Below are 14993 nucleotides of genomic sequence, written 5' to 3'. Positions count from 1 at the left end.
TCTGCAAAATTACGGTGATCTTATCAATAGAATAAATATATGATAAACAAGCATATTTTTAAGTTCAATAAATCATTAAAAATATCAAAAATTGGAAACGAAAGGTTTCTGTCAAAAATCCGAAAATATTCTTTAAAAAACTCATTGATAGGCATATAAATTCTACGATTTATCGCCATTCTTCAGGTGATATTTTGGTGGAGTATTTTGATTTTAAGTCTGATAAGAAAAAATATTTTAAAAAAAATTAGATTTTAAGTATAAATTTTCATGAATTTAACGCAAAAAGCGCGCTAAGAGGAATTAGTATTGTTAAGTTTTTAGGAAGATACCCTGACATTCATTTTGAATAATTACATCCCTATTGTTCACACTTGACTTGGATCTTATTTATTGCAATAGAACCTAACTTTCTTCTGATTTAAGAAGCTTAACAGGAAACTATGAGCAAAAAAAATCTTCTTTATATGGGGGAGTATAATTGAAAAATAGAGATTATCAGGATGAGATAGAGAAATTTAGAAGTCGCTCTATCGTCGCTGTGCGCGCTGTGCTTAAAGAAGTTGAGATGAGAGCAAACAAGATCAAGTTTATTTACTTGATGAACTAACACCTACCTGAATTACCAGTGTCAAATTTTTTAAATAGCTTTGATGGCGTACCAAACCGACTGTTACTGGGTGATAGTTTTGATATTGCTAGAAACTTACCAACAAAAAAACGTTCTCAGTAGTATGAGTTATTTTACCGGAAGTTACGAAGGTGTTGACAACATAAATTATATTAAGCAACAGAAATACCTAACTAATATTTAAAGCTTTTCCTGACTTTTCGTATTACATTCCTTTCTTTAAGAGCGAGAATATAAGATAATTTTTGGTGAAATAATAAAAATTTCAAAAAGTTTCTCCGAATGCTCCTATAGGGATGCAGAGAGAAAGTTGTTTAACTAAGCGTAGTTCTTTAAGAGAAACTGAAGAATCTATCGATTCACCCCGATTGCAAAACTATTAGATCCTATGATATTTGATTTTAAGTTTTCTATGAAACTTAAAGTATCTCCATCTTTTAGATAAATATACAGTATTTCGTCCAGACACCACTTTCTGGTATTTCTATTAACCTTTTAAAAGAGTTATTCAGGTATACCGTTATTAAAAGGGTTTTGTTCGTCTTTTTTGTAAACCCCATTTTTAAGGAAACTTTTAATAAGTCTGATAAATATCCTTTACAACCTTTTAGCGCGGCGATCTCCTCATAATTACCGTAGATAAAGGTGTGGTGAGCGCCATTTTTGAAGGTTGTGTAGGGGAATTGTTTGCGCCCTGAGACATTCCTTCTAAAGAATCGCTACGAGAAATAGTAGATAACAGTAAAAATATCATTGAAACGAAGTTTTTCCTCATAATAAATTTGAAATTAAGTTAATAAATAATATATAATTTAATCAATGTGTTAGTTAGGTTTTTTGTCTAAAAAATTTGTCAAATATATGTTAATATTTAACATATAAGTAACTAATTAATAAGTATATATTATTTTTATATGCTAATATTATTTTTACGAAGCTTTTTCATGAACATCTCTTTTTTAGTGATTATTGACAAGTGAAAAAACAAATTTTTATGAGTGAGATGTCTTATTTATAGAATACCATGAATTAATTTTGTTCCATTAAGATAGAATTTTTATCCCCTATGGAAAATATCACTGATTTATCACTTTTTCTGATTTCATCGCTTCTACTAATAATTTCACCCGACCCTGACTTTGTCTATGTGATTAATTCGGGAATTGAACAAGGAAAAATCGGCATATCATCTGTCTTGGGTGTTGCTTTAGGATTATGGATTCATAGTCTATTAACGACCTTTGGTCTTTCGAGTCTTTTATAAACCTCAAAGAACCTTTATTTAATTGTTAAATATATTGGGGCAGCTTACTTGATATATATATCGAACTAAACGCTTTATTAAAATGTCCGAAACATTTTTTAAAAATTAGGTCCTCGAGCAAAAAAAACCAAATCCTTTTTTGGCAAGGCATTTTAGTGAACGTATTTAACCCTAAAGCCATCATTACCTTTATGTTTTTTTGCCACAATTCATTTATCCCTAAAGTTCGCATGACAAGGGAGCTTTTTATTATTTAAGTGGAATATTAGTCTTGCTAGGGACGCTATGATCCGTTTTAGATTGGCCGTTTTTCCGGAACCTTTGGAATAAGCCTGCAAAAATACTCGTGTAAAAAATCCTACACTATGTAAGCGGCACTGTAATGGTAATTTTAGGTTTGAAAATGGCTTTTAAAAATGATTAAATTGATTTTTAATCATTTTCATTCCTAGTAACTTACATTTTAAAGACTAATAGATTAAAGGCGATTCATTATCTACAAATAAAAAAAACATCCTGGGATAATCTCTTGGTTCTTTAGGCTAAAAACAAAAGGATTTCTCCCTGAAATACTACATCTATACGTCAGAGAAAGAGGGCTTTTTTATCAGGTAAAATATAAAATAATCCCTGCTATAAATTTTACCTAAGTCGATGAAATAAATCTCTGTTTAAAAAAATTAATTTTTCTATAGGATTAAAGATTTTTAGATAAAAAGACTTATTAAGTTCATTCTTTTTTTTGCGCCGGAGATCAAATAAAAAATTATGAGTTTATATATTTTTAGAAAATTCGTACAGTGTATTTTCTATAATATGCAAATAAACGGCGCTCAAAAGCTTTCGATAAATAATAAGACCTAAGTTCTGTATAATAAAATTTGGCCAATACATAGCGCAAATATTTGAAGAAAACACAAGCAACTTTGTTAAGTTTTTTGACTTTAAAGGGGTTTGAAATTTCGCTTTGGTTTTTCATTTTAACATAATATTTTTCGTATTTAATAAAAAGATCTATTGCACACATCTCCGAGGGAGCCCGTGTAAAAACAGGCTGAGAGATTATAACCCATAGAACCTGGGAAGGGGGAGTTTATGCGCTAATTAATATAAGCGGAAACGACCCTTTTATTCGTGTTTAATTTCTTTAAACATGAGTATATGTGTCCTTCTTTTTTCGATTTTCTTTTATTTTTTTCTCAAATCCATCCTTAAATGAATAAAACCCTCTACAGGGTAGCGTGAATGATCAAAATGGAACGCCACTGCAAGGCGCGTCGGTCGGTGTAGATGGACACATCGTTTTAAAAGGTGACGCTCAGGGGCTATCTATTATCGATTCTTTAAATAAGGGTCAACTATACTATCAGTTAAGTACAACTATAGTGAACAAGTTCGTAAAATTTTTGTAGAAAAAAAAGAAAGTACAATTGAGTTTCTATTTAAAATAGAAAAACCACTCGATGAGGTTATTATTACCGGAGTGCGCATCGGAGATCGATTTCCTACGGCCAAAATCTATATCTCCTAAAAAGATTTTCAAAAATTCAATAGCTGGAACGTGACCATCAACGGAATTCCTGTAAATGATAGTGAATCTCAGGGAGTGTTTTAGGACAATATGCCGGATCTTTCTTCTTCGGTGCATAACGTACAGATTTAAAGCAGATCAGGAATTTTCACCAACGGAACGGGAGCTTTTGGAGCGAGTTATTCATTTTATAACAGAAACAGAGAAAGACTGGCTTTACAAAAAAGAATTTTGGAAAATACAATTTAGCACAGCCTATAATCAGTATACAGGAAATCATTTTGAAAAGATCATTTTGGTTCGATTTGCCTCTGATTCAGATTAATAACAAAAAATACTATCTTTCCATAGGAAAAAAGAAGAATTTTTAACTTATACGAAAGTCACTTATGGCTTTACAAAGCAAATCTACGGTTTTGCAGATATATAATATAGGTATATAAATTACAAAGCATTTGATATCGATAACCTACATATTCCCCATGCAGGCTATGGCCTGATAAATATTTTCGAGCGATTTTGTTTTCTCAACTCCAAGACAGGTCTGAGCTATCTGTTCAGCAACATAAAGCCTCTATATCTTACGCTTTAGCGTAACGCAAGCCTCAAAGAGATGATCATTATAAAATTAATAAATCTAAAACAGAACGTCTTTATGATTTTGAACTGGGTTAAGAATACAAAAACAACAAATGGTCATGGCAAACAAACACTTATTATATGTTGTATAAAGACCAAATGGTCTTAAGTGGAGCGGTATATATAAGCGGAGTGCCCATTCAAAAAAACTCCGGCAAAAGCTATCGTCTGGGACTAGAATTATATTCTAAATACAATGCCACGGCCAACTGTTCATGGCAAAGTAACATCCCGCTAATTATCAATAAAAATTAAGCTTATTATACAAGCAGGCCTGATGGAAATTTAGGCTATTTGGATATAAGCGATATTTCTTATCCCTCCTTCCGTTATAGCCTTTAATAGTATCTTCTGGCAGATGTTTAAAAAAATTGAAGTCATCTTTGCAATCAAAATATACAGGAAGGCAAAATATGACCAACGAAAATCGACCCGAGGCAAATCTAAAAGCTTTCTTACTGCATGATATTTTTATGAAGTATGACATTTTTTAAAAAAAACCAGAAAAATAGAAAGCTATTTACAAATCAAAAACTTACTTAATACACCCTACGAGAACAATGGTTATTTTTCTAAAAAAGCTTACTATTTTCCACAAGCCGGAACACATTTTCTTGTGGGTATGAGCATATCTGTAAAGATTAAGCAAAAATCTTAGCAAGAGGAACACGTCCGAGCATACATACAAAAGCGATCAAGAGTAAAAAAGCTGCCTTTTTATTATGAGCGCTCTTTTTTAAATAAACATGTGCAATTGTAGATAACGCTATGGCGATGAGCATCATCACCGGATGTTCCAAGGCTTGATAGCGCACCGCCGCGTTTCCCATGACTTCTTTAAAGGAAAAACCCGCATCTGAAAGAGAGAAAAGATATCTAATGGTTAATAAAAGTCCGAAAATCAATTGAAGATGTAAAAGAGAGATCATAACAAGGATAAAATTTCTCATCTTTTCTGTTTTTTGATGTCTATTTAGAGCTATGTAAAAAACATACAAAACTGTAAACACCATAAGGAAAAGTAAGACGAAGGCTATATAGCGATGAATCATCAGGATAAAATTCATAATGTAAAAGATTTAAATTTCAGTTACAAAACTAGAAAAAGATTATCAAAATAAAGCTATAGCCCATAGGGCATCCAACCCCTCTTTTCAGGATGAAAACCTGATGTCCTAAGCGATAGACGAATGGGCCGCTTTTATATCGAAGCTATAGCACGAGCCAGACGACTCTTTAGATGGGCGGCTTTGTTCTTATGGATGATGTTTTTCTTAGCCAATTTGTCAAGCTTCGAACTTAAAACTCCTTGATTTGCCATGAGAGCCTTTTTTTTCTGTCTCTTCCTGAGCTTTGCTCAGTTCCTGACGAAATTGTTTTAAAGCGGTTCGAGCGCTTTTGTGATCATAGCGGTTACACAAGCGACATTCTTCGTCCTGGCGTAGCCTCTTTATCGCTGATGCATGGTTTGCCATTAAATGATTTTAATCCTGTTCCGTAGCCCATAGGGGAATCGAACCCCTCTTTTCAGGATGAAAACCTGATGTCCTAACCGATAGACGAATGGGCCGCTTTTATATCGAAGCTATAGCACGAGCCAGACGACTCTTTAGATGGGCGGCTTTGTTCTTATGGATGATGTTTTTCTTAGCCAATTTGTCAAGCTTCGAACTTAAAACTCCTTGATTTGCCATGAGAGCCTTTTTTTCTGTCTCTTCCTGAGCTTTGCTCAGTTCCTGACGAAATTGTTTTAAAGCGGTTCGAGCGCTTTTGTGATCATAGCGGTTACGCAAGCGACGTTCTTTGTCCTGGCGTAGCCTCTTTATCGCTGATGCATGGTTTGCCATTAAATGATTTTAATCCTGTTCCGTAGCCCATAGGGGCTGTGACTTTCCAGTGCAAAATAAACAAAGAAAGCGGGGAAATCCAAATTTTCATCGCAATAAAGTAAAATAAATAAATAAAAAGTTCGGGATCTGTAAATCTTTGGCTCCTCATCATGTCTTTCGTCAGTACTTTTCTTGAGAATTATCTTGTAAAACAGATTTAGAAGAACTCTTAGTTGAAGTATATTTTCTTCTGGCAGATAATTTCTCTTTACCAACAGTCGCCGGGACTAATTTTGCTTCTTGCATATCGAGATTTACATTCTCTTCAAAAGAAAAAGAACGACAAGCCGAAAGACCTTTGTTATATTTCTTATTAAACTGCTTATCAGACGTTCCTAAAAGGAAAAGCCCTTCAAAAAAAAGCTATGATTCCAAGGATCAAACTCCAGCAAAAGATAAGGTATAAAACGCCTATTTTTGAACATCCCAGGTAAAACTTATGTGCTCCGAAACCTCCAAGAAATATAGTTAGTAAGGTTAGCTACTATTTTATGTTTCATAACATTTAATTAATTACAAATTAATATAAATATTAGAATTTATTCTATATTTATATTAATATTTATTTTTTATTATTATGAAACGAATAGTCCTGGTGCAAAATAAAAATATATTTTTCATATTTTTGTCTTAAGTGCTTTATATTATTCTTGTATAATCTCCAAAACAAGCAAAAGAATGAGAAAATACATCAAACTTCCCTGCCGGACAACGATTGCTTTTACAGTATCGATTATCTTAACTTCATGTGCCGGCAGCTGTAGAATTGATTATCCCCGATTCATCGCCAAAAAGAAATATCGAGAAGCGCTTTCTTATGAAAAAATTAAAAGCATCGAATCCAACGAACTTCCCCCTACTCTTACAGATTTAAACCACAACTGGAGGTTTCCTCTTATTTATATCACAAATAATGTATTGACAGATCATGTCATTGAAAATGCTAAAGAATATCTTGGAACTCCCTACCGATATGGAGGGGAGTCACCAAGTGGAATGGATTGTTCCGCGCTTGTAAAACAAGCTTTTGAGCCTTATGAATTTTTACCGCGTGTCTCTGCTATGCAAGCTAAATCAGGGATACACATAACTAAAGATGAGATGAGAAAAGGTGATTTGGTATTTTTCTCTATAAATCGAAGTTGCTCTCGTAGGCGAGGGATTACCCATGTGGGTATAGTGTTAGAGATAAAAAACCACAAAGTTTCTTTTATACATGCCTCCCGGTCGCATGGTGTAATGGTATCTGATTTGGAAGATCCTTATTGGAATAAGAGATTTGTTACGGCTCGACGTATTTTTAAAGAGACGCGATTAGAGGCAACTAAAGTTAAAGAGATGCCTTCTTTATTAATCGTTAATTAGTTCATATAGTATAATTTTCTAAACAAAACCCCAGACTTTTAAGGTCTCTCCAAAAATTTGGGTAGGATTTTTCCACGACCTTCGGATCTTGTATAACTAATGGACGATATAAGGCTAAAGGCGCAAAGGCCATTGCCATACGATGGTCATGATAAGTATAAATTAAAGGTATATCGCTCACCTCTTCAAACCGGAGAATTTCCAAAGAATTTTCTGTAATACATGTTCGAACTCCTATTTTAATCAACTCGTTTTGCAACGCACGCAAACGGTCCGTTTCTTTAATTTTTAAGGTTTCAAGACCCTTGAGCAAACATCTGATTTTTAAACCGGCACAAGTTACAGCAATGGTCTGGGCAATGTCGGGACATTGGTTAAGATCACATTCAAAATAAGCAGGTAGAGTTTGTAAGGGATCTTTGCTCAGGTGAATGCCATGTTTTTTAAAAACAGTTTGGACTCCAAAATAACGTTTATAAATATTTTTTAACGCTCGATCGCCTTGCAAACTTTTCCTTTTATAAACGTTTAAATGAATATCGCTTTTTTCCGAAAACGCGACCAAAGAATAATAATAGGAAGCGGAACTCCAATCAGATTCGACGAAAAATTTTGTTTTAGAAGGAGTTGTAGTGAGTGGTTCTATAAAAATTTCACGGTCTTTCCAAAGAACGGAAATACCGACTTTACGCAATAACTCTAACGTCATAGAAATATAAGGAGCAGAGGTGATCTTTTTAGATAGTTTAAGGTGTAAACCCTCTTTAAAAATAGCTCCTGTCAACATCAAAGCACTGATATACTGGCTACTCACGTCAGCCTCAATAGACAAACTTCCTCCGATGATTTGCTTCCCATAAATTCTCAGAGGAGGATAACCTTCATTTTCGAGATAATCAATCTTAGCGCTAAGTTTTCTCAAAGCTTTTACCAGAGTTGCTATCGGGCGCTCATGCATACGTTTAGATCCCTTTATTATAAAGACTTTATTGAGTTGAGCGGCGCAATAAGCCGTTAAAAACCGCATAGCGGTTCCAGCATGATGAACATCCAAAGTCCCTTCTGTAGAAAGAGCACTCTGTAATACACATGTATCAACTGAGGTAGAGAGGTTTTCAATAAAGATGCTATCAGGGAAAAGCGCTTTAAGGATAAGTAAGCGATTCGATTCACTTTTGGAGCCTGCTATCGAAACTTCTCCTTTTAAAAAAGCATCGGCCTTATACAATTTTAAATAAGCCATTAACTACTTCAGTTTCTCATTGTTGTGATGTCGGTTATGATCGCGCTTAGCTTTAGCTTGAAGTCTTTCATAAAAATCTTTGGAAAGATCAATATTTGTTTGATTTGCCAAACATAGCAAAACAAAAAGTACATCGGAGAGTTCTTCTCCGAGATTTTTTCTCTTATCGCTTTCCTTTTCAGATTGCTCTCCGTAGCGCCGGGCAATGATTCGGGCTACCTCGCCTACTTCTTCAGTAAGCTGTACCATATTGGTAAGTACATCGAAATAGCGAAAACCGTGGGTAATGATCCAATCATCAACCGATTTTTGCACGTCTTTAATATTCATAACAGATTTAATGACAGGAAAATTAATAAGATATTTTCTAATCCTTAATAAAATTAAGATAAATTATTTTCTATTTTAGGCACTAAATAAAAGATACAAAGCAATAAACTAAAATTCCGCGAAAAAAATCAATATGTCGGCTAAAAAAATCATATGCTACGGAGAAATTCTATGGGATAGATTCCCTTCGGGATTAAAACCAGGAGGTGCTCCGTTAAATGTAGCTTATCATTTAAAAAAAATGGGCATTGACAGTCATATTATTAGTCGTGTGGGTAAGGATATGCTCGGGAAAAAACTTTTAAAAATCATCGACGAGTGGGGGATAAGTCATGAGTTTTGCAGAGTCGATGAGAATTACCCTACAGGAGAAGTTATTTCTAAGGTAGATACGATCAATAATGAGGTAAATTATGAAATTATAGCGCCGGTAGCTTGGGATTTTATAACTAAAGAAAAAGCGCAGGAAATCTATGTTCAAAGAGCTGATGCTTTTGTATTTCAAAGTCTTACAGGTCGTAATGATTGCTCAAAAAAAACCCTCTATGCATTGCTTGAGCAGGCGTCTTATAAAGTATTTGACGTTAACCTTCGTCCTCCTTTTTATACGCAAACTCTTATTAAAGATTTGATGAAAAATGCTGACTTGGTTAAAATGAATCTTGCAGAACTTCAGGAAGTTATATCTTGGATAAAATCTGAATCATCTGTCGAGAACGATGCGGTAAGCTATATTAAAGAGCATTTCAAAATTGACAAAATACTTATTACCAAAGGAAATAATGGTGCAACTTATTATGCTATGGACGCCACCTACGATAGATCAGGTATAGCTGTTAAGGTAAAGGACACTGTAGGTAGTGGAGATGCTTTTCTGGCAGGCTTTCTTTCTAAAATCATCGAGGGAAAATTCGCTGACGAGGCTATGGATCAAGGTACTTTACTAGGAGCTTTTATAACCACGAAAGAAGGGGCCTGTCCAGATTACAGCTTTGAGGATTTAAAAACGTTCCGGCATAAACATCAAATTTAGCTCCATATATTGACTATGCGTAAGATCTCAGAAGATCTCTCTCAGTCCCATTTGATCTCGGAGCTTAAAACACCGGATTATAGACGCTCCGCTCTAGGTGTGGGTATTGCGCATTTAGGGGTAGGTAATTTTCACAGGGCGCATCAGGCTTTTTACACCCATAAATGCCTTTCTTTGGAAGAACATCAGAATTGGGGTATATGTGGCATAGGAATCTTACCAAAAGACAGAGATTTTTCTGAAGCCTTCATAAAACAACAACAACTCTATACACTCACCGAGTGCGCACCCGACGGCTATAAAAGCACATCTGTCATAGGAAGTATACTTGAATACTTATTTATGCCCGATGATCCAGAAAAAGCCATAGAGCGTCTTGCAGATTCCTCGATTAAAATCGTGTCTTTAACTATTACCGAAGGAGGATACAATATAGACCGTTCAGGGTTTTTTAATCTTTTGAATCCTGATATTCAGCATGATTTAAAATATCCTCATCAGCCCAAAACGGTTTTTGGACTGGTGATCGAAGCGTTAAAAAGACGACGACAAAGCGGTGTGGGCCCTTTTACCTTACTCTCTTGCGATAATCTTCAATGCAACGGTGAGATAACGCAAAAAGCTTTTCTTTCCTTTGCTCAAGCTAAGGATGAGGCGCTTGCCGATTGGATGAAAAAAAATTTAAGCTTTCCCAGCTGTATGGTCGACAGAATCACGCCAGCTACTCGTGAAAAAGATCGTCGATACATAGAAGGAAATTATGGAATTGAGGATAAAACGGCCGTTTTCTGTGAAGATTTTATTCAATGGGTTCTTGAAGATCGTTTTTGTGCCGGACGTCCTCAATGGGAAAAATCCGGTGCGCTATTTACTGAAGATGTAACTCCTTACGAGCTGGCCAAGTTAAGATTGCTGAATGCCGCGCACAGCATGCTTGCTTATCCGGCTACGTTAGGAGGTTTTAAGTATGTTCACCAAGCCATGCAAGAAGCAAAGCTTAGAGAGTATTTAAGAGGTTTCATGAGAGAAAAAGCTGCTCCTTTGCTCGAGAGTCCACGGGGACTCAATCTTAAAGAATATATAGAAAAAATATTGGAACGATTTAGCAATCCTCAATTAGAGGATCAACTCGAAAGGATCTGTTTTGACGGAGCTTCTAAATTACCTGTATTTGTATTTCCTACATTATCAGGATGTCTGAAGACAAAATCTAACACAAATAATATGGCCTATCTTTTGGCTTGCTATAAACATTTTTTATTAAGAAATAAATCATTAGATTCAACTTTTATAAAATCTGAACCGCATCTTCAGAAAGAAGATATAAGAAAGCTTATGCAAGCTGAAGCGAAAGAGTTTTTAAAGGGAGGAATATTTGAAAATATTCAGCTTACAATGTATCCGGATTTTATAAAAAAATATATTGAATATGAAAAAGCGCTTTATAAATGCGATAGCATCGAACTTTTAGAAAAAATCACCTTATGAAAAATTTGAACTTATGAAACTTATATTCTCGCGCAATACTTCTTTTTTATGAAATTTCACAAATTCATTCAGCTATTATTTATAGGCTTTTTACTATCGTTTTTTATAAGCTGTCAAAATAAATATAAAGAAAAAACTATGGATACAACAACTAGCGAAAACACCTCATCTTCGTCAGCTAAAGACCTTAACGGATTTAAAATAGGCTATTGCTCTCCTTTATTAAACGGACCGTTTTATGTTGTGCTCTCTGAGGTAATTCAAAAAAAGACCGAGGCTATGGGGATGCGCTTTTTTTCAGCTGACGGGCAAGGAGATATTACTAAGCAGATAGCTGCCGTAGAAGACCTTCTTTCAAAGGGTATAGACGCGCTTATCATCAATCCACTGGATTACAAAGCTTTGATTCCTGCTATAAATGACGCATCCAAATCAGGTATTCCGGTATTTGTGGTAGATAGCTATATCGATGAGAAAGCTCAATATATTACTTCAGTGCAAGCGGATAATCAAAAAAACGGAGAGCTTATTGGTAATTGGATTGCTAAAAAAATGTATAATAAGCCCATCAAAGCTGTAGTGATCAGCGGCGCACAGGGGAATAAAATCGGAAAGGAAAAACGCCAGGGAGTTTTTCGCGGCATCACTGAACAACAATTACGATCACAAGGAAAAGCCTCGCTTGAGATCCTGGGTCAAGGCTGGGGAAATTGGTCTAACAATGGTGGTTTAAAAGCTATGGAAGATTTACTAGTGTCACATCCGGATCTTAATGTACTTATTGCCGAAAACGACGCTATGGCCATGGGCGCAATCAAAGCTATCGAAGAGGCAAGAAAAACCGATAAAATTCTTACCATAGGCTTTGACGGGCAAAAAGAGGCTTATCAGATGATTCAGCAAGGAAAATTAGGAATTACATCTGTCAATAGCCCCAAGGCTCTTAGGGAGATTATTTTAGACCTGACCGTAAAGTATCTAAAGGGGGAAAGAGATTTACCCAAACTCATCCACAGCCCGGCGATTGCGGTCACAAAAGAGAATGTTAACAAATACTATGATCCGAAGGCTGCTTTTTAAAGTTTGTATCTCATGGATAAATTCAAAAATTACTGTGTAGAGCTGCTAAATATATCCAAGAGCTTTGGAGGAACACGTGCGCTAAAAAAGGTTACGCTTAAGGTAAAATCCGAAGAAATTCATGCGCTCGTAGGGGAGAATGGAGCAGGTAAATCAACCTTGATGAAGATTCTCTCGGGAGCTCATCAGAAGGATAGCGGGAGAATCCTACTCCATGGGCGTGAGGTGTCGATCAAAAATCCTCATCAAAGTAAAGCTTTAGGTATTGGTATTATTTACCAAGAATTTTCTTTAGTTCCTGCGCTTTCGGTGGCTGAAAATATCTATTTGCACGATCTGGGAAGGGAAAGCGGTTATATTCAATGGAGAGAGTTAAGAATGAAGTCCAAAGCGCTGATTCAAAAGATAGGTTTTGACATAAATCCCGGAGAAAAAATTCACCGATTAAGCATTGCAGAACAGCAAATCGTAGAAATTGCCAAAGCGCTGTGCCAGCCCTTGAAAGTCCTTATTCTTGATGAACCATCAGCAGTACTCGGACCAAAAGAAACCGAGAAACTTTTTCAGATTCTTAGAGAGCTCAAAAAAGAAGGCTTGGCTATAATCTACATCTCCCATCACCTGGATGAAGTCTTAAGATTATCGGATAATATCACTGTATTGAAAGATGGGCTCTCGAGCGAAGCCTTGCCTTCGGGTAAAACCAATAAAGACGATATTATACAACGTATGTTGGGCCGATCCATGAAACAGATGTATCCGCAAAGAACGCCTAAAATAGGACGGGAAGTGCTAAAGGTAAAAGAGCTTAGCTCAAAAAACAGAGTGCATAAGGTTTCATTTTCAGTAAAATCAGGAGAAATCGTCGGGTTATCCGGATTGGTAGGAAGCGGACGCACCGAAACGCTTCGGGCAATATTCGGAGCTGACAAAAAATCAAGCGGACATGTTTTTTTACAAGACAAAAAAATTTCTTTCAGTTCGCTCAGGAAAGCCGTTAAATCAGGATTAGGTCTTGTGCCTGAAGATCGAAAACAACAAGGGGTACTGCTCAATCTTTCGATTAAAAATAATATTAGCTTAACTTCTTTGGATGAGTTGAGTCACCGGTCAGGTTTTATAAAAGCCGCCGAAGAAAAAGAAAATACCAAAGCTCTCATACAAAAACTTTCCATTAAAACAAAGCACGAAAACTTAAAAGTAGAGGCACTGAGCGGTGGAAATCAACAAAAAGTAGCCCTGGCCAAATGGCTCACACCTCATGTAAAAGTGCTGCTTATCGACGAACCTACCCGGGGGGTAGATATCGGAGCCAAGACGGAAATTTATCAGCTCCTTAATGAAATGGCCCAAACAGGAGTAGCTCTGCTAATAGTCTCATCGGAAATAGCTGAGCTCATGGAAATCTGCGATCGCATACTCGTTATGTACGAAGGAAAAATACAGGCTGCTTTCGAGCAAAAAGATTTTTCAGAAGAAAATCTTCTTAGAAAGGCAATGGGACAATGAAATATAGTGAACATCTGAAATTGATGAGAAAATTCTTAAAAAGAACAACAATGTTCTTTATAGAACACAACACCATGATTATTTTTTTCTTGATACTTATCATTTCGGCAAATGTATCGGAAGTTTTTTTTACTCAAACTAATCTATCAAATCTTACGCGACAAGTAGCAGGTATAGGCTTGGCGAGTATAGGTATGCTTTTAGTAATTATTACTGGGGGAATCGATCTCTCGGTAGGTTCTATAGCGGCAATGGCTGGCGTGCTGTGTGCGGTTTTTTCTTCAACAACACCTTTATCTATAGTGCTCTTGATTTCTGTAGCATCAGGTATTGCGGTAGGCTCTTTTTCAGGATACCTGGTAGCGATTCATAAAATGGCGCCTTTTATTGCTACTTTGGCGATGATGACCATCGCGCGCGGACTTGGTTTCATATTTTCTAATGGCGCTCCGATATTATTAGCCGACGAGGCTTCCGCTTTTATAGAGTTTGGCAGCGGGTATTGGCTCGGAATTGCTTATCCGGTGTGGATTTTTCTGGTAATCTCTGTAATATGCGCTCTATTGTTACGCCATCACATCTTTGGACGTATCATCACCGCCATAGGCAGCAATGAAGAAGCTGTACGACTATCAGGAATTCGGGTGGGAATTCATAAGCTTAGCGTCTATGCCATCTCCGGAGGACTTGCAGCCCTAAGCGGACTTATAACTACCTTTCGAACAGGTGTAGGATCGCCTATCGTCGGAGTAGGCATGGAACTAGACGCTATCGCGGCTGTGGTTATCGGAGGAGCTAGTTTACAAGGAGGAAAAGGAACAGCGATCAATACACTGCTCGGGGTGCTCATCTTAGGAATGATCGGAAATATTATGAATCTTATAAGTATTCCGGCCTATCCACAGCAAGTAATCAAGGGAGTCATTATTATTTTCGCTGTATTGTTGCAAAAATTTCAATCAAAAAGTAATCACAATTAATAATAAGTTAA

At 36.1% G+C, this 14993-nt stretch carries 14 protein-coding genes, 1 tRNA gene and 1 pseudogene; 8 read left to right on the top strand and 8 right to left on the bottom strand.

What is annotated here, in order from left to right; genetic code table 11:
• Nucleotides 1-1238 precede the first annotated feature (1238 nt).
• Nucleotides 1239-1385: a hypothetical protein gene (locus CS842_RS06700; protein ID WP_195909791.1), complete on the bottom strand. Its 147-nt coding sequence runs from the start codon at nucleotides 1383-1385 to the stop codon at nucleotides 1239-1241.
• A 312-nt stretch (nucleotides 1386-1697) separates the two neighbouring features.
• Between CS842_RS06700 and CS842_RS07645 the strand changes: the two genes are divergently transcribed.
• Both CS842_RS07645 and CS842_RS06695 read left to right on the top strand, forming a co-directional pair.
• The gene (locus tag CS842_RS07645; RefSeq protein WP_146037403.1) at nucleotides 1698-1895 is read left to right on the top strand and encodes a LysE family transporter; all 198 of its coding nucleotides are present in this window, start codon (nucleotides 1698-1700) and stop codon (nucleotides 1893-1895) included.
• 2251 nt (nucleotides 1896-4146) lie between these two features.
• Nucleotides 4147-4320 carry a hypothetical protein gene (locus tag CS842_RS06695; RefSeq protein WP_195909790.1) on the top strand — a complete coding sequence of 58 codons (174 nt, stop codon included), beginning with the start codon at nucleotides 4147-4149 and terminating at the stop codon, nucleotides 4318-4320.
• 386 nt (nucleotides 4321-4706) lie between these two features.
• On the opposite strand, the gene CS842_RS00130 is transcribed toward CS842_RS06695, so the two are convergent.
• The 5 genes and pseudogenes from CS842_RS00130 to CS842_RS07050 all read right to left on the bottom strand — a co-directional run bounded on the left by CS842_RS00130 (nucleotide 4707) and on the right by CS842_RS07050 (nucleotide 6384).
• Nucleotides 4707-5015: a hypothetical protein gene (locus CS842_RS00130; protein ID WP_146037402.1), complete on the bottom strand. Its 309-nt coding sequence runs from the start codon at nucleotides 5013-5015 to the stop codon at nucleotides 4707-4709.
• Nucleotides 5016-5266: 251 nt separating this feature from the next.
• Nucleotides 5267-5540 (bottom strand): annotated as a pseudogene (rpsT, locus tag CS842_RS00125) (30S ribosomal protein S20).
• 23 nt (nucleotides 5541-5563) lie between these two features.
• Nucleotides 5564-5635: transfer RNA gene (locus tag CS842_RS00120), tRNA-Glu, on the bottom strand.
• Nucleotides 5636-5639: 4 nt separating this feature from the next.
• Entirely contained in the window at nucleotides 5640-5912 is a 273-nt protein-coding gene (gene rpsT, locus CS842_RS00115) for a 30S ribosomal protein S20 (RefSeq protein WP_103326570.1), read from the bottom strand.
• A 394-nt stretch (nucleotides 5913-6306) separates the two neighbouring features.
• Nucleotides 6307-6384 carry a hypothetical protein gene (locus CS842_RS07050; RefSeq protein ID WP_241518388.1) on the bottom strand — a complete coding sequence of 26 codons (78 nt, stop codon included), beginning with the start codon at nucleotides 6382-6384 and terminating at the stop codon, nucleotides 6307-6309.
• A gap of 248 nt (nucleotides 6385-6632) precedes the next feature.
• On the opposite strand from CS842_RS07050, the gene CS842_RS00105 reads away from it, so the two are divergent.
• Nucleotides 6633-7319, top strand: coding sequence for a C40 family peptidase (locus CS842_RS00105; RefSeq protein ID WP_103326568.1), 687 nt, complete (start codon nucleotides 6633-6635; stop codon nucleotides 7317-7319).
• Between the two features lies 1 nt (nucleotide 7320).
• On the opposite strand, the gene CS842_RS00100 is transcribed toward CS842_RS00105, so the two are convergent.
• Entirely contained in the window at nucleotides 7321-8562 is a 1242-nt protein-coding gene (locus CS842_RS00100; RefSeq protein ID WP_103326566.1) for a 3-phosphoshikimate 1-carboxyvinyltransferase, read from the bottom strand.
• Between the two features lie 3 nt (nucleotides 8563-8565).
• The gene (locus CS842_RS00095; RefSeq protein ID WP_103326563.1) at nucleotides 8566-8892 is read right to left on the bottom strand and encodes a nucleotide pyrophosphohydrolase; all 327 of its coding nucleotides are present in this window, start codon (nucleotides 8890-8892) and stop codon (nucleotides 8566-8568) included.
• Nucleotides 8893-9025: 133 nt separating this feature from the next.
• Here CS842_RS00095 and CS842_RS00090 point away from each other — a divergent pair, with 133 nt between their 5' ends.
• From CS842_RS00090 to CS842_RS00070, 5 genes are all read left to right on the top strand, one after another.
• Nucleotides 9026-9925 (top strand): carbohydrate kinase family protein, encoded by a 900-nt coding sequence (locus CS842_RS00090; RefSeq protein WP_103326561.1) that lies wholly within the window; start codon nucleotides 9026-9028, stop codon nucleotides 9923-9925.
• Between the two features lie 15 nt (nucleotides 9926-9940).
• Nucleotides 9941-11413 (top strand): mannitol dehydrogenase family protein, encoded by a 1473-nt coding sequence (locus CS842_RS00085; protein ID WP_103326559.1) that lies wholly within the window; start codon nucleotides 9941-9943, stop codon nucleotides 11411-11413.
• A 138-nt stretch (nucleotides 11414-11551) separates the two neighbouring features.
• Nucleotides 11552-12493: a substrate-binding domain-containing protein gene (locus CS842_RS00080; RefSeq protein WP_195909789.1), complete on the top strand. Its 942-nt coding sequence runs from the start codon at nucleotides 11552-11554 to the stop codon at nucleotides 12491-12493.
• 12 nt (nucleotides 12494-12505) lie between these two features.
• A complete protein-coding gene (locus CS842_RS00075) occupies nucleotides 12506-14002 on the top strand; it encodes a sugar ABC transporter ATP-binding protein (RefSeq protein WP_103326555.1) in 1497 nt (498 codons plus the stop codon).
• 74 nt (nucleotides 14003-14076) lie between these two features.
• On the top strand, nucleotides 14077-14982 hold the full coding sequence (locus CS842_RS00070; protein ID WP_241518385.1) for an ABC transporter permease: 906 nt from the start codon (nucleotides 14077-14079) through the stop codon (nucleotides 14980-14982).
• Nucleotides 14983-14993: the final 11 nt, after the last annotated feature.

The sequence above is a fragment of the Bacteroidetes bacterium endosymbiont of Geopemphigus sp. genome (genome assembly GCF_002904345.1).
In the GTDB taxonomy this organism is placed as follows: Bacteria; Bacteroidota; Bacteroidia; order Flavobacteriales; family Blattabacteriaceae; genus GSPS2-BC2016.
This window is presented reverse-complemented; position numbering and strand designations above follow the sequence as displayed.